Below are 24,039 nucleotides of genomic sequence, written 5' to 3' on the forward strand. Positions count from 1 at the left end.
CCCAACCTATGCCGGTCGGGCAGGGCCGATGGTGAGGGGTCGCCGGCCCGGGGCCTGCCAGGCGCCTGTCAGGCGGTCTGTCAGGCCGACCGGTCGAGCGCGCGCAGGCTCCGGTCGGTGATGGAGCGGGCGCCGCGTCCCACGGCGATGGTCCCTGACTGCACCAGCTCCTTGATGCCGTACGGCTCCAGCATCTTGAGCATGGCGTCGAGCTTGTCGCTGCTTCCGGTGGCCTCGATGGTGACGGCCTCCGGCGAGACATCCACGGTCTTGGCGCGGAAGAGGGACACGATCTCGACAATCTGGGAGCGGGTCTCGTTGTCGGCACGGACCTTCACCAGAACGAGTTCACGCTGGACGGCCGAGGCCGGGTCCAGCTCAACGATCTTGAGAACGTTGACCAGTTTGTTGAGCTGCTTGGTGACCTGCTCCAGCGGCAGGTCCTCCACGTTCACCACGATCGTGATGCGGGAGATCTCGGGGTGCTCGGTCACACCGACGGCCAGCGAGTCGATGTTGAAGCCGCGTCGCGAGAACAGTGACGCGATCCGGGCCAGGATGCCGGGTGTGTTCTCCACCAGGACGGAGAGCGTGTGCTTGGACATCAGTCGTTCCTTCTCCCGGGCCTGACGGCCTCATTCGTCGCTGTCACCGAAGTCGGGGCGGACGCCGCGCGCCGCCATGACCTCGTCGTTGGAGGTGCCTGCCGCGACCATCGGCCAGACCATCGCGTCCTCGTGGACGATGAAGTCGATCACCACCGGACGGTCGTTGACCGCGTTGGCCTTCTCGATCACCGAGTCCAGCTCGTCCGGGTCCTCGCACCGGATGCCGACGCAGCCCATCGCCTCGGCCAGCTTCACGAAGTCGGGGACGCGGGTGCCCCTGCGGGGCTTCTCGACGTCGTCGCCGGGGCCGGAGTGCAGCTTGGTGTTGGAGTAGCGCTCGTTGTAGAAGAGCGTCTGCCACTGACGGACCATGCCCAGAGCACCGTTGTTGATGACGGCGACCTTGATCGGCACGCCGTTGAGCGCGGCGGTCGCGAGTTCCTGATTGGTCATCTGGAAGCAGCCGTCGCCGTCGATGGCCCACACGGTCGCCTCCGGCCGTCCGACCTTGGCGCCCAGAGCGGCGGGGACGGCGTAGCCCATGGTGCCCAGGCCGCCGGAGTTGAGCCAGGTCGCGGGGCGTTCATAGCCGATGAAGTGGGCGGCCCACATCTGGTGCTGACCGACCCCGGCCGCGTAGACGGTGTCGTCGGGTGCCAGCTGCCCGATGCGCTGGATGACCTGCTGCGGGGAGAGGGAGCCGTCCTCGGGCAGGTCGTATCCCAGCGGGTAGGTCTCCCGCCAGCGGTTCAACTGCGCCCACCAGTCCGGGTATCCGGCGCGGGCCGCCTCGCGGGCACCCGCCGGCGCTCCCGCGCCCTGCGAACCCGCGGCGTCCGGACCGGCCTGGGCCGACGCCTCCCCCAGCTCGGCCTGGACGGCGACCACCAGATCGGCGATCACCTCACGCGCGTCCCCGACGATCGGAACGTCGGCGGCGCGGTTCTTGCCGATCTCGGCCGGGTCGATGTCGGCGTGGACGATCTTCGCCAGGGGCGCGAACGAGTCGAGCTTGCCCGTGACGCGGTCGTCGAAGCGGGCACCGAGCGCGACGATCAGGTCGGCCTTCTGCAGCGAGGTGACCGCTGCGACGGTGCCGTGCATCCCGGGCATTCCCAGGTGCTGAGGGTGGCTGTCGGGGAAGGAACCGATACCCATCAGGGTGGTGGTCACCGGCGACTTGGTCAGCTCCGCGAGCACCTTCAGCTCCGCGGTGGCCCCCGCCTTCATCACGCCACCGCCGACGTAGAGCACCGGGCGACGCGCCTCGGTGATCAGTTTCGCGGCCTCTCGGATCTGCTTGGCGTGCGGTTTGGTCACCGGGCGGTAGCCGGGCAGGTCCGGGACGGGCGGCCAGGTGAAGGTCGTACGGCCCTGCAGCGCGTCCTTGGCGATGTCGACCACGACCGGGCCGGGCCGCCCCGTCGAGGCGATGTGGAAGGCCTCCGCGATCGTCCGCGGGATCTCGTCCGGGTCCGTGACGAGGAAGTTGTGCTTCGTGACGGGCATGGAGATGCCGCAGATGTCGGCCTCCTGGAAGGCGTCCGTCCCGATCGCGCCGGAGGCGACCTGGCCGGTGATCGCGACCAGCGGCACCGAGTCCATGTGCGCGTCGGCGAGCGGCGTGACGAGGTTGGTCGCGCCGGGCCCGGAAGTCGCCATGCAGACACCGACCTTGCCGGTGGCCTGCGCGTAACCCGTGGCCGCGTGGCCGGCGCCCTGCTCGTGCCGCACCAGCACGTGGCGGACGCGTGAGGAGTCCATCATCGGGTCGTAGGCCGGGAGGATCGCACCGCCGGGAATGCCGAATACCGTGTCGGTACCCGACTCCTCGAGAGAACGGATGAGGGACTGCGCGCCCGTCATCTCGACTGGCGCGGCCTGCTGCTGTCCGGCGGTACGGGCCCGCGGCTGCGGTTTCGGGGCCCCGGTGGCCTGCTCGGTCATCGGTGATCTCTTCTCGGAGAATGAGGGTTGACGCTCGATTTGTGCGGTTGGTGCCGAGTGCGGAGCTTGTGCTCCGGTTCCTGTGCAACAAAAAACCCCCCGTGCCGTGAGGCAAGCGAGGGGAAGCGCGTCGCTGAGGTCGCCAGGTCTGTAGTGAGGACCCGGTCAGTCGACGCGCTTGTCAAGTACGAGAATTCGGGTGCGCATGGCACAGACCCTCCCCCGGCGCTCTTTCCGTGTCAAGTGGGTGGGACGGGCGTCTCGACATCCGGACAGGGGACCGAGGGCGCCTTTGCGAGCTGCGACGAGGACGGCACGGACGCCTCCGGCCCTTCCCGTACCTCCCCGGAGACCAGCCACGGCGGCATCGTCTCCCGCCGCTCCTGCATCCGGACGGGTAACGCTCCGGCGACCACGACCGACCGCCCCCCGCCCCGGCGCTTGCCGTCGCCCCCTCGGCCGCCCGCGCCGGGGCCCGAAGCTCCGGCTGGGCGCGCGGCACCGCTGAGGCCGCCGCCCCCTCCGCCGCCGGTACCCCCCGTGACACCGCCCGTCGCGCTCCCCGTACGCCCGTGGCTCCTGCCGGCGGTCCTGGGAAGCTCGGGCACGGGATAGACGCCGCGGGAGAGGGCGTGCCGCAGGCGGTGTTCGTCCAGCGGCCCGGAGAACGCCGCTCCCTGGCCGTGGGTGCAGCCCATCTCCCGCAGCCTGACGGCCTGCTCCGGGAGATCGACCCCCTCGGCCACCGACGTCAGGCCCAGGTCACCTGCCAGGCGCAGCAACCCTGCTGTGATCTTGCGTTGCAGCGGGGACTCCGCCACGCCTTCGATGAGGCCGCGGTCGAGCCTGACGATGTCCACGGGAAGCCGCCGCAGCGCGGACACGGCGAGGGGCCCGCTGCCGAAGCCGTCCAGGGCGATGCTCACACCGAGGCGGCGCAGGGCGCGCAGTCTCCGCTCCAGCTCGTCCAGCGCGACGCGGGCGTCGGTGTCCGCCAGCTCCATTATCAGCGTCCCCGACTCCAGCTCGTACCGGGCGAGCAGGCCCTCCACGGCGCTCAGGCTCAGGGAAGAGTCCGTGAGGCGGCTCACGGGCATCCGTACCGAGACGGGTGCCGGGAACCCGGCCGTGTGGCGGGCAGCGGCCTGCTGCACCGCCTCCTCCAGCAGCCAGCGGCTCACCTCCGCGGTTCTCTCGGCCCGCAGCTCGCCCCCCTCACGCGGATGACCCCCGGGGCCGCTCCCATGGCCGACGGGGCCTCCGGCCGGGCCGCCGAAGTCACCCCCGGTACGCAGGAACTCGGCGGGCGTGAAGAGGATGCCCTGAGCCGAACGCCATCGCGGCTGGGCCGTGACAGCGGCCACCTTCCCGCTGGCGAGTTCGACGACGGGCTGGTGCAGCAGCGCGAACTCGCCGTCGTCCAGAGCGGTGCGCAGCCGGGTCGTCAGCGCGGCACGACGGCCGGCCCCCGAACGCATCTCGCTGTGCATCTGCGGCGCGTACAGCTCGACCCGGGCCTTGCCCGCCTGCTTCGCCCTGTACATCGCCATGTCCGCGTTGCGCATCAGCGTGGTGGGGGAGATTCCCGGCTCGGCGAAGGCGATGCCGATGGACGCGGCCACCCGCACCTCCGTCCCCTCCACCTCGTAGGACTCGGAGAGGGTCATGCGCAGACGGTCCGCGATCTCCTGGATGCGCGTCTCCCGTTCGCCGTCCGCGTGGGTGCTGGGGTTGCCGTCGCCGAGGATGAGGACGGCGAACTCGTCACCGCCCAGCCGGGCCGCCGTGTCCCCCGCCCTGACCGATTCCTGGAGGCGGCGGGCAGCGGCGACGAGCAGTTCGTCACCGCCCTGGTGGCCGACGCTGTCGTTGACCGCCTTGAAGCCGTCGAGGTCGATGAAGAGCACGGCATGTTCGCTGTCGCCGCCCCGCCGGCCGACCAGGGCCTTGCGCACCCGCTCGGTGAACAGGGCGCGGTTGGGCAGGTCCGTCAGCGGGTCGTGCGAGGCGCTGTGCTGCAACTGGGCCTGGAGCCTGACCCGTTCGGTCACGTCCCGGCTGTTGAAGATGAGCCCGCTGCGGTAGCGGTTGACCGTCGACTCGACGTTCAGCCAGTGGCCCTCGCCGTGCCGGAAGCGGCACTCGATCCGTGTCGAGGGCTCCTCCTGGGGTGACGCGGCGAGGAAGCGGCGCAGCTCGTGCAGGACGCGGGCGAGGTCCTCGGGGTGGATGAGAGAGGCCAGTTCGGAGCCGATGAGCGCGTCGCCGTCGCGCCCGTAGACACCGGACGCCGCGGGCGAGACGTACCGCAGCACTCCCGTGGGGGAGGCGATCATGATGACGTCGCTGGAGCCCTGGACCAGGGAGCGGAAGTGGTTCTCCTTCTGCGCGAGTTCCTGGGTCAGGCTGATGTTGTCGAGCAGCATGATGCCCTGGCGCACGACGAGGGCCAGCACGACCGTGCAGGCGGTCAGGAGCACCACACGGTCGATCTCGCGGCCGGCGACCGCGTTGTAGAGGATGCCCAGGGTGCACACTGCGGCGGCCAGGTAGGGGGAGAGCGCAGCGAGCGAACCCGCGATAGGACGGCTGGGCCGGTCGGGCACGGTCTCCGGCTCCGTCTGCGCCGCCGTCTCCCACGGCCGGCCCTTCGGCCGCCGTCCGGCTCCGGCGGTACGCGTGGGAGAGGCGGCCCGCTCGCGGGCGGTCTCACGGCGCGGCTCGCTCTCCCCGCCGCCGACCCACGGCGCGTACGCCAGCAGCAGCGCCCCGGCGAACCAGCCGGCATCGAGCAACTGCCCGGAGACATAGTGCTGCTGGAGCAGCGGCGACGTGAACAGCGCGTCGCACAGCACGGTCAGGGCCAGCGCGCCGATGGCCGTGTTGACCGCCGAGCGATGTGCCTCCGTGCGCCGGAAGTGCAGCACGAGCACCATGCTGACCAGCACGATGTCCAGCAGCGGGTAGGCGAGACGCAGCGCGGCGCCTGCCACCGAACCGCCCTGCCAGTACCCGGTGTGGGCGAGCGCGAGCGACCAGGAGATCGTGAGCAGCGAACCGCCGATCAGCCAGGAGTCAAGGCCCAGGCAGACCCAGCCGGCCCGGGTGACGGGCCGCTTGGCCAGCACCAGCAGGCCGATGATGGCGGGCGGGGCGAAGAGCAGGAAGCAGTAGTCGGCCACGGAGGGGCTCGGCACGGGCTGCCGCAGTACGACCTCGTACCACCCCCACACCGCGTTGCCGGCGGCCGCCATCAGCGAGGAGATGCCGAACAGTATCCAGGCGGGCCCGAGTTGGGTGCCCCGGTGGACATGTGAGTAGCGGAGGCAGGAGGCGGCGGCGAGCAGCCCGGCGGCGCTCAGCCCGAAATCGCCCATGAACAGCGACACTTGCTTCGAGCCCCAGCCGAAGGCGGCCCCCACCGCGTAGCCGCCGCAGAGCAGCACCAGCATCAGCTGGGGCAACATGCTCGTGCGTGGGCCGTCGGACGAGTCCGAGCGCTCCCCCTGACGCGGGACGGCAACGCCCGCCGCACGGCCCGCCACTGGGACGTCGCGCTGTGCCGAACCGGACGCGGGGCACTGCGGCGTCGACGGCTGTGCACACGTCGCGGCCTTCACGAACCGGCCCTGCCGCGGGGCCACTCCGCCGGCCCTCACCGTGTCCCCCCGGTGAACGGAGCGGGCCCGCAGCGCCGCGTCCCCACGGTGCGGCTGCCGCACCAGGGAAGGCCCGCGCTCCGGTCCCCGGCCGTCCACCCCGGGACCGGCCGCCGGCAACTCGTCTGTGATGTCCGGCGCGTCGTCCGCCGGGAGTTCCTCCATCGGCCCCACATTCGCCCGCCGCCCCCTCGTGTCCGGGTTCGCCCCCGTCTTGGACGATACACCAAACAGTCACAGAGGGACATACCCTCAACACAGAACGTGACGACCTGGGATGTTGCGCGCACAGCGAGCGTTCGTACGCATCCGGAGAGTGTTCCTGCGCCCTTCGGGCGACCCTTCCGGTCACCCTCCGCAGGCCCTTCGTCACTCCGCCACGGCCACCGTGTGGGCGAGCGGTTCGCCGGCCGCCCAGCGGTCGAGCTGAGCACGCAACAGCCGCTTGGCGCGCGGCAGGAACGCCGAAGTCGGCCCGCCCACGTGCGGGGTGATGAGCGTGCCGGGCGCGTGCCACAGGGGGTGTCCGGCGGGCAGCGGTTCCGGGTCGGTGACGTCGAGCGCCGCACGCAGCCGGCCCGACTCCAGTTCCGCCAGCAGCGACTTGGTCTCCACGACTCCCCCGCGCGCGACGTTGACGAGCAGCGCCCCGTCCTTCATCCGGGAGAGGAAACCGGCGCCGGCCAGGCCGCGGGTCTCCTCCGTGAGCGGGGTGCAAAGGATCACCACGTCGGCTCGGGGCAGCAGTTCGGGAAGGCGGTCCAGCGCGTGCACCGGCCCGCGCGGGGCGGTGCGTTCGCTGCGGGCGACCCGCAGCACCTCCTCGACCTCGAAGGGGACGAGGCGCTCCTCCACGGCCGCACCGATCGCTCCGTGTCCGACGATGAGGACCGTCTTGTCGGCGAGCGCCTCGTGGACGCCGGGACTCCACTCCTCGGCGTCCTGCGCCCGTACGAACGAGGGCAGTTGCCGCAGCGCCGCCAGCGTGAGCGCGAGGGCCAGCTCCGCGGTCGAGGCGTCGTGCACACCGCGGGCGTTGCACAGCAGGGTGCCGGCGGGGAGGTCCTGGACGGCCGTTGCGACATGGTCTATGCCCGCCGTCAGCGTCTGCACCACCCGCAGCCGGGGCATCTCCGCCAACGGCCGTACGGCGACGGCCTGTCCCTTCATGTACGGGACGACGTAGAAGCAGCAGTCGGCGGGGTCGGCGGGGAACTCCTCGTCGCCGTCCCAGAAGTGGTAGGTGAAGGCGTCGGGAAGGTTGTCGATCTGGGCGGGCGGGATGGGCAGCCAGACGTCTGTGGCGGCCCGCGCGTCGGAGGAGTCCATGGTCAGAGGCTAATGCCGGGAGGGTTCCATGGCCGAGGAGGAGGGGAGCCCGGCGCGCGGTCGGGCCCGGGCGGGCGGGGAGGCTGGTCGGACGCTCCCGGGGGCACGCGTTACTTTGGGGGCCGGCAGAGGGGAGTCCGGACCAAGTGGAGCGCAGGACAATCGGTGCGGCGGCGCTCGAAGTGGGCGCGGTGGGCCTCGGGTGCATGCCCATGAGCTGGGCCTACTCCACCTCCGAGCAGGACGGTGAGGAGTCCCTGCGGACGGTCCACACCGCGCTGGACCGCGGGATGACGCTGCTCGACACGGCCGACATGTACGGGCCCTTCACCAACGAGCTGCTGCTGGGGCGCGTTCTCAAGGAGCGGCGCCACGACGCCTTCGTCTCGACCAAGTGCGGGCTGCTGGTGGGCGAGCAGCATCTGGTGGCCAACGGACGCCCCGGCTATGTGAGACGGGCCTGCGACGCCTCTCTGCGGCGGCTGCAGACCGACGTCATCGACCTCTACCAGCTGCACCGCGCCGACCCCGAGGTCCCCGTCGAGGAGACCTGGGGCGCCATGGCGGAGCTGGTCGCGGCGGGCAAGGTGCGCGCGCTGGGCTTCTGCGCGGTCGGCGCCCGCGCGGACCGCCGCAACGGAACGGGCATACACGAAGGGACGATCCGGCAGCTGCAGAGGGTGCAGCAGATCTTCCCGGTCAGCGGTGTGCAGGCAGAACTGTCCCTGTGGTCGCGGGAGGCGCTGCGGACGCTGCTGCCTTGGTGCGCGGCACGCGGTGTGGGCTTCCTGGCCGCGATGCCGCTCGGCAACGGCTATCTGAGCGGGACGCTCACCACCGGCGGCGGGTTCGAACGCGACGACGTACGGGCCCGGCACCCGCGCTTCACCGCCGAGATGATGGCCGCCAATCAGCCGGTCGTGGCGGGCCTGCGGCGGGTCGCCGCACGGCACGGCGGGGCGAGTGCCGCCCAGATCGCGCTGGCCTGGCTCCTGGCGCAGGGCCGGCACGTCATTCCCGTGCCCGGTACGAAGAAGGAGCGCTGGGTGCTGGAGAACGCCGCGTCGCCCGATGTGGTGCTCACACCCGCCGACATGGCGGAACTGGGCGCCCTGCCGCCCGCACGGGGCTCCTGGGAGTGAATACCCGCGGGAACCCGGCACTCCCCCACGGCGCAGTCACGGATGTGGTGTGCTGAACGAACTGATCACATTGTGACGGGAGAACACACCGACTCCGGGAGGCACTGATCGTGCGAAGCCGTAATCTGCCGTCCGTGCGGGGCGCCTGTGCCGCCCTCGCCGTCCTGGCGCTGCTGGCCGCGGGCTGCTCCGACGACTCCGGCACACCGTCGCAGGAGTCCTCCCGCTCCGCCACTCCCGGCGAGGAGACGAGCCCGGAGGACACGGCGTCCGCCGCCCCGGCGAAAGGGTCGGTGAAGGTCGAGCGCACAGTGGCGACCGGGCTGCGCTCCCCGTGGGGTCTGGTCGCGCTTCCCGGCGGTGACCTGCTGGTCTCCAGCCGCGACGCCGGAAAGATCTACCGTGTGGACGGGCGCAGCGGAAAGAAGACCGAACTCGGTCCGGTGCCCGGCGTCTCCGCCAGCGGCGAGGGAGGGCTTCTGGGAATCGCGGTGCCGCCGGACGACGCCGGGACGGTCTACGCGTATCTGACGACCGCGTCCGACAACCGCATCGTGCGCATGCTCTACGACCCGGACAAGCCGCAGGGTGACCAGCTCGGAGCCCCGGACACGGTCTTCAAGGGCATCCCGAAGGGCGAGATCCACAACGGCGGACGTATCGCCTTCGGCCCCGACAAGATGCTCTACGCGGGCACGGGCGAGTCCGGCGAGGGCGGGCTCTCGCAGGACAAGGACTCCCCGGGCGGCAAGATCCTGCGGATGACTCCGGACGGCGAGCCGCCCGGCGCGGGCAACCCCGAGTCCGACTCCGTGGTCTGGTCCTGGGGTCACCGGAACGTACAGGGCCTGGACTGGGACGACGACGAGCGGCTGTGGGCGAGCGAGTTCGGGCAGAACACCTGGGACGAGCTGAACCTCATCCGTCCGGGCAAGAACTACGGCTGGCCCGAGGCCGAGGGCAGGTCCGGTGACTCCGGGTTCGTCCGGCCGGTGGAGCAGTGGCGGACGGCGGACGCGTCCCCCAGCGGCGTCGCCGTCGTCAAGGGCTCCGTGTGGATGGCCGGTCTGCGCGGCGAACGGCTGTGGCGGATTCCGCTGAAGGGGTCGCAGCCCGCTGCCGATCCGCAGTCCTTCCTGGAGGGGAAGTACGGGCGGCTGCGCACGGTGCTCTCCGACGGCGGTGACGGCATGTGGCTGGTGACGAGCGAGACCGACGGCAGGGGGACCGCGGAGAAGGGCGATGACCGTATCCTGAAGCTGAAGGTGAGCTGAGCCTCCGAGCGGAGAAGCATGTTCAACCTGATCGAGGAGCTCTTCGCCCCGGGCCGTCGGCACACCGACGACGAGCGCAGGCGGCAGGAGCACACGCGTGTCGAGGACGGCAGCAACGACCCCGGCCGCGGCCCGGTCGACCTCACCTCAGGACACGTCGTGGTCCGTCCGCCGCAGCCGCGTCGGACGGAGCCGGACGCGGACGGGAGCCAGTGATGGACATAGCGGGCAACATCTTCCTCCCCGGTCAGCAGCATCTCGAACAGGAGAAGCAGCGGCTGGAGCACACATACGTCCACGAAGGGACGCACCAGCCGGGCTGCGGCCCCGTGGACCTGGGCTCCGGGAGGATCGTCATCGCGCTGCAGGACCAGCACGCCGTGCTGCCCGCGCGCCCGAAGGTGGAGGAGGAGAGCGAGCCGGCCGAGCCCGGCGGGGACGGCCCCCACGACTGAGCCGGGCGCGAGGGGCGTCAGCCCGCCTCCCGGGACGTGCCCGCTCCGGCGGGGCCGGGCCCGGACCCGGATGCCGGGCCTGTACCGCCCCCGGGCACGGTACCGCTGCCCGTCTCCGGGCCCGTGCCGGGGAGCAGCCGGAGCCGGTGCGCCATGGCGCCCGCCTCACCACGCCCCGCCACTCCCAGCTTCGCCAGGATGTTGGAGACGTGGACGCTCGCCGTCTTGGGTGAGATGAAGAGCCGCTCGGCGATCTGCCGGTTGCTGCGGCCCGCGGCCACCAGGCCGAGCACGTCCCGCTCGCGCCGGGTGAGCCCGAAGGCGTCCGCCGGGGCCGCGGCGCCCCTGCCTTCCCCGCCATTCCTGCTGCCCACGCCGTTCCTGCTGCTCACGCCGTCCTCCCCGTGCCGGCCGCCCGCCGCCCGCGTGGCGGCCGGACGAGCCGTGGCCTCCGCCCCCGCCGTCCGCCGTACGGACGGGAGGGGCGCGCCCTCGTACGGGCCCTCAGAGGCGAAGACGGGGGCGGAGGCAGAAACGGAGGCGGGGGCAGGAACCGAAGGCAGCGTCAACCGCGCCCGGACGGCAAGCTGTTCGATCTCCAGGCGCAGCGGCTCGGCGCCCAGTCGGGACGCGACCGTGAGCGCCTCGGTGAGCAGTCGCCCCGCCCGTTCACGGGCGGGGCGACTCACGCCGCGTTCCCCTCCCTGAGCGGGAGCCCGGACGGCGGAAGCGGAAGCCCGGACATGGGCGGTCAGCAGCGCCTCCGCCCAGCGCTGCCGGGCCTGGGCAAGCTGGTAGGGACGCTCCAGCGCCCCGAAGGCCGCGGACGCCTCCTCCCACGCCGCCGGCTCCACCCGCCCCTCCGCGCGCGCCAGCTCCGCCCTGACCAGCAGGGAGTGGGCACGCCAGACCGGTGCGGGGTGCGGGAGGCGCCGTACGGCCGCCCGCAGGTCCTCCAGCAGAGCGGCACGGCCCTCCTCGGCGGCGGGCAGACCCCGCAGCGACGACTCGTGCACGGCCGCCGCGTGCAGCAGCGGCCACAGATGGCGGTGGGTGCCCGGCGGCCAGTCCTCGTTGAGCACCCGTCTCAGCTCCGCACGCGCGCCCGTGAAATCACCGCTCCCCGCCGCCAGCGCCAGCGCGAAGTGCCGCAACGGCACGGCCGTCTGCGGGGAGGCCGAGACCACGTGCCGGCCCATCACCTCGCGTGCCGCCTCCGACGCACTGCGCAGAGCGCGCAAATCGCCCCTGCCGAGCTGAAGGTGCGCCTTCACCAGGGCCGCCGCACCCCTGGTCTCCGCCGAGCGCGCCGTGGCCCACGCCTCGTCCACGGTCCGTGCGGCCTCCGCCCACTCCCCCATGGCGTGGAGCGACTCGGCCTGGTTGGTCAGCGCGCTGGAGCAGATCTCGGGGCGTCCGTGCGCGGCGGCCTCCCGCGCCGCGCGGGCAGCCGCCTCGACGGCTTCACCGGAGCGGCCCATGGACTCCAGCTCTGCCGCGATGTTGATGTCGGCACGGCCCACGACGCCGAACGCGCCCAGTTCCAGGGCCTGTTCGCGTGCCCTGCGCATCTCGGCCAGACCACCGTCGAGGTCCCCGGCCTCCGCCGTGAGCGTGCCGAGTGTGGTCCGGGCCTGGAGCTCGACCGTGGTGGCGCCCACGACCCGCGCCAGCTCGACCGCCCGTACGGCCGTGCGCATGGCTTCGACGCCGGGGTGGTGCATCATGCCCCAGGCCGCCGCACTCGCCAGTACGTCCGCGTGCACGGCGGACGGCGGCAGGCCCCGCACCAGCTCCTGGGCGCGGCCGATCTCGTCCCAGCCGTCGCCGCGGCCCAGCGCCTCCACGATCTTGGACCGCTTGACACGGAACCACGCGGCGCGGAGGGGGTCCTGGGTCTCCTCCAGCAGGTCCAGGGCGCGCCGGGTCAGGGCCAGGGCGCGCTCGGCGTCCCCGCCGGTACGGGCGGCGACGACGGCTTCGGCCAGCAGATCCATGAAGGAGAGCGACTCCGCCGCCGGGGGCTCCGTGCACCCCGGGTAGACCTCCGCCTCGTCCAGGGGGCGCAGGCGCTCCCGTACCTCCTGCGGCACCTCGTGCCACAACTCGATGGCGCGTTCCAGCAGTTGATGCTGCTCGGCGAAGGCGTGCCGGCGGCGCGCCTCGACGGCCGCTGCCAGGACCACGGGCAGCGCCCTGGCCGCGTCGCGGCCGTGGTACCAGTAGTGCGCCAGCCGGGTCGTGCGCTGCTCGGCCCGTACGAGGCCGGGGTCGGCCTCCAGACACTCGGCGTACCGGCGGTGGAGGCGGGCGCCCTCGCCCGGCAGCAGATCCTCACTGACGGCCTCGCGCAGCAGAGCGTGCCGGAAGCGGTAGCCGTCGCCGTCGTCCGTCGGCAGCAGCACGTTGGCGCCGACGGCCGCGCGGAGCGTGTCGAGCAGCTCCTCCTCGGGGAGGCCGGACACGGCGGCCAGCAGGGCGTGTTCGACGGCCGATCCGCCCTGTGCGGCGACCCGCAGCACGCGCTGCGCGCGTTCGGGCAGTGCTTCGACCCGCACGAGGAGCAGGTCCCGAAGGGAGTCGCTGATGCCGCACGTGGCGCAGTTGGCTGTCAGCTCCTCGACGAAGAAGGGGTTGCCCTCGGAGCGTTCGAAGATGATCCGTGCCTGTTCGGGGTCGGGCTCGGGCACGCCCTGGATCGCGGCTATCTGAGCGTGCACCTCCGTCCTGGTCAGGCGGGGGAGCGCGACGCGGCGGACCGTGCGCAGCCTGTCGACCTCGGCGAGGAACGGGCGCAGCGGGTGGCGGCGGTGGATGTCGTCGGCGCGGTAGGTCGCCGTGATCAGGAGCCGGGAGGTACGCACCGAACGGTAGAGGTAGCCCAGCAGCTCACGGGTGGAGCGGTCGGCCCAGTGCAGGTCCTCCAGGGCGAGGACGACCGTACGGTCCGCGGCGAGCCGCTCCAGCAGCTGCGCGGTGAGTTCGAAGAGCCGGGCACGGCCGTCCTCCTCGTCGAGGACACCGGGGCGCGCCGCGTGGGTGCTCGCGGGGCCGGGGGCCAGGTCGGGCAGCAGCCGTGCCAGTTCCGCCTCACGGCCGGCGACCGCCGGGACCAGTCCCGCACCGCCGAGCGAGCGGTGCAGGCCCCGCAGCGCGGTGGCGAAGGGGGCGAACGGCAGTCCGTCGGCGCCCAGTTCGAGACAGCCGCCGACGGCGGTGACGGCGCCCGCGGCACGGGCGGCGCCGAGGAACTCCTCCAGCAGCCGGGTCTTGCCGACTCCCGCCTCACCTCCCAGCAGCAACGACTGCGGCTCGCCCGCGTCGGCGCGGGCGAGCGCATCGGTGAGCAGTCCCATCTCGTGTCCACGGCCGATGAGGACGGGACTGACGGCGGAGTTGTCGGACACGTCGCCAAGCATGACACCGGCGACCGACACGACGGCAGGTGTTTTTTCCCGCGGTGTCCCCTGCGGGGCGCGCGGCCCCTCCCTCTCCGCGCGGCCGGTCCCGGGTCCGTCCGTCACGCGGCGCTGGACCATTCCTGCGGCGGCTTGCCCGGGCGCTTCTCCGCCTCCTCACGCCTCCTGCCGCGGCGGCGGCCTCCCGTGGACTGGCGGGCCCTGCGTTCGGCAGCCGCCTGGTGACGCAGTTCGGCGATGCGCAGCAGTGCGGCCTCATGGCTGTAGATCATCTCGGACTCCCGGAGGTGAAGGTGAAGGGATTTCTCATCCGCCACCACCTTCGTCCTCCGGGAGGGTCCGCCACATCGGGCGACTGCCCCGTCTTACGGACCTGAGGGGCCTCAGCCTTCCGGCGGAAGTACTCAGCCGCGCGCCGGAGGGCCCTCAGATCCCCGGGCGGGCCCGGCAGGACCGAAGGGCACGCCCCGTGAGGACGGAGGGCGTGCCCTTCGGCGGTCTTCCGCGCCGGGGTCCGGGTCCAGCGCCGGGCCCCGGGCGTACGGGCGTACGCGGCACGGGCGTGTACGGACGGGCGCACGGCGTCGCCGGCCGTTCACGCCCGTCGGTGACGAAGGTCAGGCTCAGGAGGCCGGGCCGGGAACCTCGGGCGGGCTCGCGAAGAGGTCGAAGTACATGCCGCCCGCAACGAGGAGGCCGATCAGCCCGAGCACGAGTCCTCCCAGCGCCACCGACTTCACCCAGGAACCGGTGTCCGCGCGCTTGGCGACGACGGCGAGCAGTACGCCGCCCACGATGACGGCCAGCAGGGCGAACAGTCCGTTGAAAAGGGCGGTCGCGTGCCAGGGGGCGCCGTAGAGGGCGCTGATCTGGTCGCCGCCGCCCCCGCCGGCCGGGGGCTGGGCGCTGCTCTCGATCTGCCCGATGAGCTGCTTGCGCTCGCGCAGCATCTCGCTGAGCGAGGTGCCGGTCAGGGAGCTGAGCCCCAGCGCGGCGCTGACGACGGCCGCGGCTCCGGCACCGAAGCCGCGGCGCGTCTGCGGGGTCCGCTCGGCGGCGACGACGTCCAGGTCGTCGTCGCCCGGGCCGGCGCCGGAGCCGGTCACCACGGGCTCGTTGACCGCGGCGCTCTCCTCGTGTTCCGTCTCCGGAGCGGCACCGGTGTCCTCGGTCTTGTCAGTCTTGTCGGTCTTCGTTATATCGGTAGCCATGGGGCGTCACCGTAGGTGCCCTTTCTGAGAGTCCGATGAGAGTTCCGGACGGGGTGGAGGGACCGCTGCGAGGGCACCGGCGCCGACGGGTTCGGACAGTGGGGCGGGCAGTTCCTCGGGGACGGGCTCGGGCTCGATGCTCACACGTGGCAGCCGCTTCTCAAGCCATCGGGGAAGCCACCAGTTGGCCCCGCCCAGCAAGTGCATCAGAGCCGGGACCAGCAGCGTACGCAGGACGAAGGCGTCCAGGGCGACGGCCGCGGCGAGGCCGATGCCGAACATCGCGATGATCCTGTCGCCGGTGAGCACGAAGGCGCCGAAGACCGCGATCATGATGACTGCCGCGGAGTTGATCACTCGTCCCGTCTCGGCGAGTCCGACGCGGACGGCTCTGCTGTTGTCGCCCGTCAGCCGCCATTCCTCGTACATCCGGCTCACCAGGAAGACCTGATAGTCCATCGACAGGCCGAAGAGGACCGAGACCATGATCACTGGCAGGAACGGCTCGATCGGACCCGGCCCGCCCAGCCCGAGCAGGCCGCTGCCCCACCCCCACTGGAAGACCGCGACGACGATCCCGCTGGCCGCGGCGACCGCGAGGATGTTCATCAGCGCGGCCTTCAGCGGGATCCCGATGCTGCGGAAGGCGAGGAGCAGCAGCGCGCATCCCAGCGAGACGACGATGCCGACGAAGAGCGGGAGCTTGCCGAGGATCACGTCGGCGAAGTCGTCGTGGGCGGCGGTCACTCCGCCGACCCCCACCTCCAGCGAACCGGAGCCGGTGGCCTCGGGCAGCACGTCCGTGCGCAGCTCTTCCACGAGCTGCGAGGTCTCCTGCGCCTGCGGGGCGCTGTCGGGAACGACGGTGATCACGCCCGTACTGCCCTCGGCGTTGACCTCGCCGGGCGAGACCTTGGCGATGCCCTCCACATCACGCAGCTTCTCCGGCAGTTCCTGGAAGGCGACCTCGTCGGCGGCGCCGTCGATCTCGGCGACGAGGGTGAGGGGCCCGTTGGTTCCCGGCCCGAAACCCTCGCCCAGCATGTCGTACGCCTGCCGGGTCGTGGACGTCGCGGGGTCGTTGCCCTGATCGGAGGTGCCCAGTTGCAGCCCGGACATCGGCACCGCCAGCACGACCATCACCAGCGCGGCGAAGGAGCCCAGCAGTCTGGGGTGCCGCGCCACGAAGTTCGACCAGCGTGCCGCAGCTCCGGCACGTGCGGGCGCCCTGCCCTCTTCACGGCGGGACGCCTCCTCGGCGTCCAGCAGGTCGGCGGGCACGTCGGGGCCCCGCTCGGCCAGGCGTTTGCGTTCACGTCTGCTCAGGGCCCGCATTCCGATCATGCCGAGCAGCGCGGGCACGAGCGTCACCGAGGCCAGCACGGTCAGCACCACGGTCAGCGACGCGGCGATGGCGACGCCGTTGAGGAAACTCAGCCGCAGCACCAGCATGCCCAGCAGGGCGATGCACACCGTGACCCCCGCGAAGACGACCGCGCGCCCGGCCGAGGCGAGAGCACGCTGGGCGGCCTCCTCGACGGGCAGGCCCTCCTTCAGTCCGCGCCGGTGCCGGGTGACGATGAAGAGGGCGTAGTCGATTCCGACGCCGAGCCCGATGAGGGTTCCCAGCATCGGTGCGAAGTCCGCGACGTTCATCAGGTGGCTGAGCAGCCCGATGCCGAGCGTGGCCGTGCCGACGCTGACCAGAGCGGTCACCAGCGGCAGCAGCATGGCGGCGAACGAACCGAACGCGAGCAGCAGTACGACTGCCGCGACGGCTATCCCGACGGCCTCGCTGAGGTGCCCCTCGGTCTCCTCCGTCGTGGCGATGCCCGGCCCGCCGAGCTCCACCTGCATGCCTTCCACGTCGTCGCCGGCGCTCTGCGCCGTGTCGACGACGGTCTGGACGTCCTTCTTCTCCAGCTCCTCGACGGGGGTGTCGAAGGTGACCGTGGCGTAGGCGGTACGGCCGTCCCCGCTGACGCGCTCCTCGTTCTGCCGCTGCTCCGCCTCGCTGCCCCCGGCGTAGGGGCTGCTGACCGATCCCACTCCCGGCAGGGCGGCGATGTCGCCGAGGGCCCGGTCCATCCGCTCGCGGACCTCGCTGTCGCGGACGCTGTCGGCGCCCGCTCCGGCGTCGGCACCCGTCTTCCACACGATCGTGTCGGTGTCGCCCGCGCGCTCCGGGAAGCTCTCGCTGAGCAGTGTGTTGGCGTGCCCGGCCTCGGTGCCGGGGACGTCGTACTGATTGGAGTAGGCCGAGCCGGCGACGACCGCCGCGCCCCCCACGCCCGCCAGGACGGCACACCAGAGCAACACGACGGCCAGGCTGCGGCGCAGGCACCAGCGGGCGAGAGCCGTCATAAGGGTTTCGACCTCTTCCCGGGGAGAGGGGGCGGTGGGCGGTCTCCTCCGCGCCGGGCGCCACGACGGTGCCGGGCGGGGCGGAAGTGGCGACCGTGATGCCGCCGTGATGTGACCGTCCTGGCAGCGTGACACCGGACGAAGATCGAACGCGAGCTTTGTGTTGATGGCCACATCGGGCCCGCGGAATATGAAGTGCCAGGTCACTGCATACGGAAAAGAGCCGGGGACGGTCCGTGACAGACCGCCCCCGGCTCCTTCGCGTGGGGCTCAGCCCTCGACGCCCAGCTTCTCCAGGATCAGCTCGCGCACGCGCGCCGCGTCGGCCTGGCCGCGGGTGGCCTTCATGACGGCACCCACCAGCGCGCCCGCCGCCTGCACCTTGCCGCCGCGGATCTTCTCGGCGATGGCGGCGTTGCCGGCGATCGCCTCGTCCACGGCCGCGCCCAGAGCACCGTCGTCGGAGACGACCTTCAGGCCGCGCTTGTCCACGACCTCGTCCGGCGACCCCTCGCCGTCGAGTACGCCTTCGATGGTCTGGCGGGCCAGCTTGTCGTTGAGCGAGCCCTCCTGGACCAGCTCGCAGACACGGGCCACGTCGGCCGGGCCGATGGGCAGTTCCGACAGGTCGGTGCCGGACTCGTTGGCGCGGCGTGCCAGCTCGCCCATCCACCACTTGCGGGCCTGGTCGGCGGGGGCGCCCTCCTCGACCGTGGCGAGGATGAGACCGAGGGCACCCGCGTTGAGCACGGACTGCATCTCGTGCTGGGTGATGCCCCACTCCTCGCGCAGCCGGTTGCGGCGCACGCGCGGCAGCTCCGGCAGCCCGGCGCGAAGCTCCTCGACCCACTCACGCGAAGGGGCGACCGGCACCAGGTCGGGCTCGGGGAAGTACCGGTAGTCCTCCGCCTCCTCCTTCACCCGGCCGGAGGTGGTGGAGCCGTCGTCCTCGTGGAAGTGCCGGGTCTCCTGGACGATCTTCCCGCCGGCGTCGAGCACGGCCGCGTGCCGCTGGATCTCGAACCGGGCGGCGCGCTCGACGCTGCGCAGCGAGTTGACGTTCTTCGTCTCGCTGCGGGTGCCGAAGGCGCTCTCGCCCCTGGGACGCAGCGACAGGTTGACGTCGCAGCGCATCTGGCCCATCTCCATCCGGGCCTCCGAGACGTCCAACGCCTTGATCAGTTCGCGCAGTTCGGCGACGTAGGCCTTGGCCACCTCGGGCGCGCGCTCCCCCGCGCCCTCGATCGGCTTGGTGACGATCTCGATCAGCGGGATGCCCGCCCGGTTGTAGTCCAGCAGCGAGTGGGAGGCGCCGTGGATACGGCCGGTGGCACCGCCGATGTGCGTCGACTTGCCGGTGTCCTCCTCCATGTGCGCGCGTTCGATCGCGACGCGGAAGACCTCGCCGTCCTCGAGCTGTACGTCGAGATAGCCGTCGAAGGCGACGGGCTCGTCGTACTGGGACGTCTGGAAGTTCTTCGGCATGTCCGGGTAGAAGTAGTTCTTCCGGGCGAAGCGGCACCATTCCGCGATCCGGCAGTTGAGCGCGAGGCCGATGCGCACTGCGGACTCGACTCCGCTCGAGTTGACCACCGGCAGCGCGCCGGGAAGCCCGAGACAGGTCGGGCAGGTCTGGCTGTTGGCGCCCGAACCGAGCGTCGTGGAACAGCCGCAGAACATCTTCGTACGGGTGCCGAGCTCGACATGGACCTCCAGGCCCATGACGGGGTCGTAGGACGCCAACGCGTCCTCGTACGGCACCAGTTCAGTGACGGTCACGGAAAAGCCAGCCCCTCAGTCGTCAAAGAGGATGTCGTCGATGTCTGCCCGCCGCAGCTCCCGCACCAGCAGCGCGACGCCCGTGACGATGCCCGCCGCGGAGACGGCCACGTCGATCAGCTGCAGCGTGTCGCCCTCGCGGCGCGCCTCGCGGCCCCGCTTGACGGTGCCGACCACCCCGAAGAGGGAGGACGCGATGGACACGTACATGCCGACCCTGGACTTCTTGGCCTTGCTCAGCTTTCCACTCACAGCGACGGTGCCTCCTCAAGCAGCGGGTGCCCCCAACGTGCCTGGTGAGCGGCCTCCACGGCCGCACCGACACGATAGAGACGGTCATCGGCCATGGCCGGGGCGATGATCTGCAGCCCCACCGGGAGGCCGTCCTCCTCGGCCAGGCCGCACGGAACGGACATGGCGGCGTTGCCGGCCAGGTTGGCCGGGATGGTGCACAGGTCCGCAAGGTACATGGCCATCGGGTCGTCGGCGCGCTCACCGATCGGGAAGGCCGTGGTCGGAGTGGTGGGCGAGACCAGCACGTCCACCTCTCCGAAGGCGCGCTCGAAGTCACGGGTGATGAGCGTGCGCACCTTCTGCGCGGAGCCGTAGTAGGCGTCGTAGTAGCCGGAGCTGAGCGCGTACGTGCCGAGCATGACGCGGCGCTTGACCTCGTCGCCGAAGCCCGCCTCGCGGGTGAGGGCGGTGACCTCCTCGGCGGAGTGCGAGCCGTCGTCACCGACCCGCAGCCCGTAGCGCATGGCGTCGAAGCGGGCGAGGTTGGAGGAGCACTCGGACGGCGCGATCAGATAGTAGGCGGCGAGCGCCTTGGTGAAGGACGGGCACGAGACCTCGACGACCTCGGCGCCCAGCTCGCGCAGCAACTCCACGCTCTCCTCGACGCGCCGCAGCACGCCCGCCTGGTAGCCCTCACCGCTGAACTCCTTGACGACGCCGACCCGCAGGCCCTTCACGTCCCCGTTGCGCGCGGCGGCGACCACGTCCGGGACGGGCCGGTCGATCGAGGTCGAGTCCAGCTCGTCGTGACCCCCGATCACCGAGTGCAGCAGCGCCGCGTCCAGGACGTTGCGGGCGCAGGGCCCCGCCTGGTCGAGCGAGGAGGAGAAGGCGACCATGCCGTACCGGGACACCCCGCCGTAGGTCGGCTTGACGCCCACGGTTCCGGTGACGGCGGCGGGCTGGCGGATGGAGCCGCCGGTGTCGGTGCCGATGGCCAGCGCCGCCTCATGGGCGGAGACGGCCGCGGAGGAGCCACCTCCCGAACCGCCGGGGACGCGGGTGAGGTCCCACGGGTTGCCGGTCGGGCCGAACGCGCTGTTCTCGGTCGAGGACCCCATGGCGAACTCGTCCATGTTGGTCTTGCCGAGGATGACGACGTCCGCCTCCCTCAGCTTCCGGGTCACGGTCGCGTCGTACGGCGGGATCCAGCCCTCCAGAATCTTCGAACCGGCGGTCGTGGGCACGCCCTCGGTGGTGAAGATGTCCTTCAGCGCCAGGGGTACACCGGCCAGCGGTCCGAGCCGCTCGCCGCGCGCGCGCTTCTCGTCGACCTCGCCGGCCTTGGCGAGGGCGCCTTCGCGGTCGACGTGCAGGAAGGCGTGCACCTTCTCGTCCACGGCGTCGATACGGGCGAGATGCGCCTGCGTGACCTCGACGGCGGTGACCTCACCGCTCGCGATCATCTCCGCCGTACGGGCGGCGGTCAGTCTGGTCAGATCGGCCATCTCGCTCAGTCCTCCCCGAGGATCTGCGGCACCTTGAAACGCTGCTGCTCCTGGGCGGGGGCGCCGGAGAGCGCCTGCTCGGGGGTCAGGCTCGGACGTACGACGTCCGGGCGCATGACGTTGGTGAGCGGCAGCGGGTGTGAGGTCGGCGGTACGTCCTCGTCGGCGACATCGGAGACGGCGGCGACCGCGCCGATGATGTCGTCGAGCTGTCCGGCGAAGTGATCGAGCTCTTCGTCCTTCAGCTCCAGGCGCGCCAGCCGGGCGAGGTGGGCGACCTCCTCGCGCGAGATGCCAGGCATGCAGCGGTCCTCTGGGTCAGTGTCGGAACTTCCGGCTCAATCCTATGGCTCCCGCGGACCGTCACGTGCCGCCGGGCGGACTGCCGGGAGGAAAGGCCGCCCCCGTGCCCGGGGGCGGCCGCGGAGAACCTCCCCCGAGGAGCGCACGCCCCGCAGGTCAGGGGCGGTAGGCCCGGCTCGGGGCGGTCCGCCCCACGCACTGGTGCGGCGCCCTCCCCTTCCGGGCGGAAGCGGCGGGGCAGGGGTGACGGGGACGAGAGGTGACGGGACAAGGGGCGGCGGGGACAAGGGGTTGCGGGGACAAGGGGTTGCGGGAGCGGGCGGCGAAGCATCCCGGGGCGGTGCCGGGCGCCGCCGCGCGCCGGAACGCCCGCACGGCAGGACCTGCACCGCGCGCGCCCGCTGCCCCTGCCGGCTCTACTGGACCGGCTGCCAGCCGGAGGGACGGTTCGCCTGGTGGGCGGACTGGGTCGGGCCCGAAGGGCCGGACGATCTGGGAGTCCCCCCGGCGGAAGGGGAGTTGGGCCGGGAGTGCCCCGGCTGCCTCGGCGTCGACCCGCACTCCGGCTGCGGGCGCGTACGAGCACGCTCCAGGGAGTGCGGGACACCGTCGCGCGCCCGCAGCCATGCCGTCGTCTCGTCCGGCGGCATGGCCGCGGCCACGAGCCAGCCCTGGACGGCGTCACAGCCCAGGTCCCGCAGCCGCTCCCACGTCTCGTCGTCCTCGACGCCCTCGGCCACCACCAGCAGGCCCAGCGAGTGCGCCAGATCGACCGTGCAGCGCACGATCTCGGCGTCCTCGGCGTCCACCGCGAGCCGTGCCACGAACGAGCGGTCGATCTTCAGCTCGCTCACCGGCAGCCGCCGCAGGTGCACCAGCGAGGAGTAGCCGGTGCCGAAGTCGTCCAGCGACATCTTCACGCCGTGGCCCGCGAGGGCCGCCAGCGTGTCGGCCGCGCGCTGGGGGTCCTCCAGGAGGACGTGCTCGGTGATCTCCAACTGGAGCGCGCCGGCCGGGACTCCGTGCCGGGCCAGCCGCCCGGCGACCGCTCCCGCGAAGCCGGGGGCGTGCACGTCCCGGGGAGAGACGTTCACGGCGACGGGCACGGTCAGCCCGTCCGAACGCCACCGCGCCACCTGGGCGAGCGCCGTCTCCAGGACGTACTCCGTCAGCCGGGGCATCAGCCCGGACGTCTCCGCTATCGCGATGAACTCGTCCGGAGGGACGCGCCCGCGCTCGGGATGCACCCAGCGCACCAGCGCCTCCAGACCCGAGACGACACCGTCGAAGCCGACCTTCGGCTGGTAGTGCAGCTCGACCTCGCCCGCGTCCAGCGCCCGCCGCAGGTCCGCCAGCAGGCCCAGCCTGTCCGGGGTGTTGCTGTCGCGTGTCGCCTCGTAGACCTCGACGCCCGTACGGTCCCGCTTGGCCTCGTACATGGCCACGTCCGCCCGGCGCAGCAGCCCCTCCGCCTCCCTGGCGTGCTCCGGGAAGACCGCGACGCCGGCGCTCGCCTCCAGCACCAGCGTCAGCCCGTCCAGGTCCAGCGGGGAGCCCAGGGCGGAGACCAGCGTGCGGGCGGCACGCATCGCGCTCGTCGTGGAGTCGGCCAGCGGAAGCAGGACCGCGAACTCGTCGCCGCCGAGCCGGGCCGCCTCCGCCCCGCGCGGCAGCTCCGCGCGCAGCCGCTCCGCGATCTTCAACAGAAGCCTGTCGCCCGCGAGATGGCCGAGGGTGTCGTTCACGGAGCGGAAGCGGTCGAGATCGATGAGGACGAGCGCGGAACGGGCCTCGGTACGGTCCGCCTCGTCCAGCGCCGACCAGGTGCGCTCCAGCAGCCACTGGCGGTTGGGCAGGCCGGTGAGGGGGTCGCGCAGCGCCTCCTCTGCGCGCACGCGCGCGATCCACAGCGTGGAGTCCAGCGCGATGAGCGGCACAGCGAACAGCGGGAGGAGGACGGGGCGGTGGGCCGCGACCACGGCTATCAGCGGTGAGATGCCCAGCAGCGCGAGGGCGACGAGCCCCTGGCGCAGCAGGGACCTGCGCAGTGCCGTGGGCAGGCCGGTCTTGGGGGGCGTGCGGGAGAACCACAGCAGGGTGCGGGTGGCCACCAGATAGGCGCAGGCCGCGAGGATCACCTCGGGCAGCGCGAAGTAGCCCCAGTCCGCGGGCCTCCAGGGATGTTCGACGGAGGGGTGGGTGCCGAAGGCCGCCAACGCGAGCGACGCCGCGCCGATGCCGAGTATGTCGACGGCGCCGTGCACCACCGCCTGCCGCCACCGGTGGCGGCGTGCCGCACCGACCAGGACGACCACGGCCAGGCTGACGAGCGCGGCCGGCACCCAGCCGTACAGCAGGAGGATGGCCAGGGTCAGCGCCGCCCCCGAACCGGTGCCGCCCCACCAGCGGTCACGGCCGAGCGCGACGAGGTGACCGACGACGATGCCGGTCAGCACCGCCAGCGACCAGCCCGTGACCGCGTCGGGGAAGAGAGCGTTCCCCTGGGTCAGGACACGGAAGAAGCCCGTGCCGAGCGCGATGCCCGCTCCGACGACGGCGAACAGCGACAGTCCAGGCACCCGCAGCGCGGCTATGCGCTGCACCCACGGCACGTCCTCCGCTCCGGCCGTGGACCCCGTACTTCCGCCCGCGTCGTCGGGCAGGCCGGAGTACGGGGGACCGTGGCCCCCAGGGAATTCCCGCATGCCCGTCCCTCTCGCAGCCGTCTGTGCCTGCTCGCCGAATCAGGCACACACATCAACAGTAGGCCGCACAGCGCTGCCGGGGCAGCGATCGGCCCGGGTTGA

At 72.1% G+C, this 24,039-nt stretch carries 17 protein-coding genes; 4 read left to right on the forward strand and 13 right to left on the reverse strand.

The genetic code is table 11. The annotated features are described in order from the left end of the window. Window positions 1-80: 80 nt before the first annotated feature. The 4 genes from ilvN to H343_RS0125645 form a co-directional block, all read right to left on the reverse strand. Complete coding sequence (gene ilvN, locus H343_RS0125630) at window positions 81-605, reverse strand: acetolactate synthase small subunit (protein ID WP_028433456.1); 525 nt, start codon at window positions 603-605, stop codon at window positions 81-83. Between the two features lie 30 nt (window positions 606-635). Continuing rightward, complete coding sequence (ilvB, locus tag H343_RS0125635; RefSeq protein ID WP_028433457.1) at window positions 636-2,555, reverse strand: biosynthetic-type acetolactate synthase large subunit; 1,920 nt, start codon at window positions 2,553-2,555, stop codon at window positions 636-638. Window positions 2,556-2,794: 239 nt separating this feature from the next. Then, window positions 2,795-6,022 (reverse strand): putative bifunctional diguanylate cyclase/phosphodiesterase, encoded by a 3,228-nt coding sequence (locus tag H343_RS32870; RefSeq protein ID WP_486587045.1) that lies wholly within the window; start codon window positions 6,020-6,022, stop codon window positions 2,795-2,797. Between the two features lie 561 nt (window positions 6,023-6,583). Continuing rightward, window positions 6,584-7,543: a 2-hydroxyacid dehydrogenase gene (locus H343_RS0125645; RefSeq protein WP_028433458.1), complete on the reverse strand. Its 960-nt coding sequence runs from the start codon at window positions 7,541-7,543 to the stop codon at window positions 6,584-6,586. Between the two features lie 146 nt (window positions 7,544-7,689). Here H343_RS0125645 and H343_RS0125650 point away from each other — a divergent pair, with 146 nt between their 5' ends. From H343_RS0125650 to H343_RS32880, 4 genes are all read left to right on the forward strand, one after another. Continuing rightward, complete coding sequence (locus tag H343_RS0125650) at window positions 7,690-8,685, forward strand: aldo/keto reductase (protein WP_028433459.1); 996 nt, start codon at window positions 7,690-7,692, stop codon at window positions 8,683-8,685. 104 nt (window positions 8,686-8,789) lie between these two features. Beyond that, window positions 8,790-9,959, forward strand: a complete 1,170-nt coding sequence (locus H343_RS0125655) for a PQQ-dependent sugar dehydrogenase (RefSeq protein WP_028433460.1) — start codon at window positions 8,790-8,792, stop codon at window positions 9,957-9,959. 18 nt (window positions 9,960-9,977) lie between these two features. Next, window positions 9,978-10,175: a DUF6191 domain-containing protein gene (locus H343_RS32875; protein ID WP_037905123.1), complete on the forward strand. Its 198-nt coding sequence runs from the start codon at window positions 9,978-9,980 to the stop codon at window positions 10,173-10,175. Beyond that, window positions 10,175-10,414 carry a DUF6191 domain-containing protein gene (locus H343_RS32880; protein ID WP_037905126.1) on the forward strand — a complete coding sequence of 80 codons (240 nt, stop codon included), beginning with the start codon at window positions 10,175-10,177 and terminating at the stop codon, window positions 10,412-10,414. The genes H343_RS32875 and H343_RS32880 overlap by 1 nt, the downstream gene beginning before the upstream one ends. Before the next feature lie 17 nt (window positions 10,415-10,431). Here H343_RS32880 and H343_RS32885 read toward each other — a convergent pair whose 3' ends face one another. The 9 genes from H343_RS32885 to H343_RS0125710 form a co-directional block, all read right to left on the reverse strand. Beyond that, entirely contained in the window at window positions 10,432-13,821 is a 3,390-nt protein-coding gene (locus H343_RS32885) for a helix-turn-helix transcriptional regulator (RefSeq protein ID WP_486587046.1), read from the reverse strand. A gap of 113 nt (window positions 13,822-13,934) precedes the next feature. Next, on the reverse strand, window positions 13,935-14,105 hold the full coding sequence (locus tag H343_RS0125675; RefSeq protein WP_158679618.1) for a hypothetical protein: 171 nt from the start codon (window positions 14,103-14,105) through the stop codon (window positions 13,935-13,937). 351 nt (window positions 14,106-14,456) lie between these two features. Then, window positions 14,457-15,044, reverse strand: coding sequence for a GHMP family kinase ATP-binding protein (locus H343_RS0125680; protein WP_028433462.1), 588 nt, complete (start codon window positions 15,042-15,044; stop codon window positions 14,457-14,459). A 6-nt stretch (window positions 15,045-15,050) separates the two neighbouring features. Further along, a complete protein-coding gene (locus H343_RS32890) occupies window positions 15,051-17,408 on the reverse strand; it encodes an MMPL family transporter (RefSeq protein ID WP_078506105.1) in 2,358 nt (785 codons plus the stop codon). Window positions 17,409-17,678: 270 nt separating this feature from the next. Continuing rightward, window positions 17,679-19,187: an Asp-tRNA(Asn)/Glu-tRNA(Gln) amidotransferase subunit GatB gene (gatB, locus tag H343_RS0125690; protein ID WP_028433463.1), complete on the reverse strand. Its 1,509-nt coding sequence runs from the start codon at window positions 19,185-19,187 to the stop codon at window positions 17,679-17,681. A gap of 15 nt (window positions 19,188-19,202) precedes the next feature. Next, window positions 19,203-19,439 carry a hypothetical protein gene (locus tag H343_RS0125695; RefSeq protein WP_028433464.1) on the reverse strand — a complete coding sequence of 79 codons (237 nt, stop codon included), beginning with the start codon at window positions 19,437-19,439 and terminating at the stop codon, window positions 19,203-19,205. Then, window positions 19,436-20,929: an Asp-tRNA(Asn)/Glu-tRNA(Gln) amidotransferase subunit GatA gene (gene gatA / locus H343_RS0125700; protein ID WP_028433465.1), complete on the reverse strand. Its 1,494-nt coding sequence runs from the start codon at window positions 20,927-20,929 to the stop codon at window positions 19,436-19,438. The genes H343_RS0125695 and gatA overlap by 4 nt, the downstream gene beginning before the upstream one ends. Before the next feature lie 5 nt (window positions 20,930-20,934). Then, window positions 20,935-21,231: an Asp-tRNA(Asn)/Glu-tRNA(Gln) amidotransferase subunit GatC gene (gene gatC, locus H343_RS0125705; RefSeq protein WP_028433466.1), complete on the reverse strand. Its 297-nt coding sequence runs from the start codon at window positions 21,229-21,231 to the stop codon at window positions 20,935-20,937. 417 nt (window positions 21,232-21,648) lie between these two features. Continuing rightward, entirely contained in the window at window positions 21,649-23,937 is a 2,289-nt protein-coding gene (locus H343_RS0125710; protein ID WP_486587047.1) for a putative bifunctional diguanylate cyclase/phosphodiesterase, read from the reverse strand. Window positions 23,938-24,039: the final 102 nt, after the last annotated feature.

Source organism: Streptomyces sp. TAA204, from assembly GCF_000424965.1.